The 713-nt window shown below is 45.3% G+C and carries 1 pseudogene; it reads left to right on the plus strand.

Annotated elements, in window-relative coordinates:
* Window positions 1–565 (plus strand): annotated as a pseudogene (locus R7R24_RS26905) (transporter); the annotation flags it as partial.
* Window positions 566–713: the final 148 nt, after the last annotated feature.

Here is a 713-nt window from a genome sequence, read left to right on the forward strand (position 1 = left end):
AATCGGTTTCATCTCGATTCACAGCCAAATGGCCGACTTATTGGCGTTCTGTAGCTTCTTTATTCTTGGCATTATGTTTGGCCTAGTGACCATGACATTTGGCCAAGTATCGTTTAGCTTAGGTAATGCAGTAGGCCTTTTGCTGTCAGGTATTACACTAGGCTTCCTTAGAGCCAACCACCCTACTTTCGGCTACGTACCGCAAGGCGCGTTAAACATGGTCAAAGATCTTGGTTTAATGTTCTTTATGGTCGGTATCGGTTTGAGTGCTGGTGGCAAGATGTTCGAGCACTTGACTCAAGTTGGCCCACAGGTGATCGGCCTTGCGTTTATTGTTAGTGTCGTGCCTGTTGTGATTGCTTACCTTGTTGGTGCATACATTTTGAAGATGAACCGCGCATTGCTATTCGGGGCGATCATTGGCGCACGTACTTGTGCACCAGCGATGGATGTCGTAAACGAATACGCGAAATCGACTATCCCTGCTCTTGGCTATGCGGGTACTTATGCGATAGCCAACATCCTGATGACGCTAGCTGGTACGATTTTGATAATTTTGAGTTAACCGGTTTGAGTTTGATGAAACGGCTCAATAAGTACAAAAAAGGCGCTCAATGAGCGCCTTTTGCATATCTTTCCAATCAATTAGATTTGAATGAAGTCTGTTTCTACAGCTGGGTTTACATCCGCTTCGTAATCAACACCTTCGACAC

The sequence above is a fragment of the Vibrio sp. 704 genome (genome assembly GCF_033339295.1).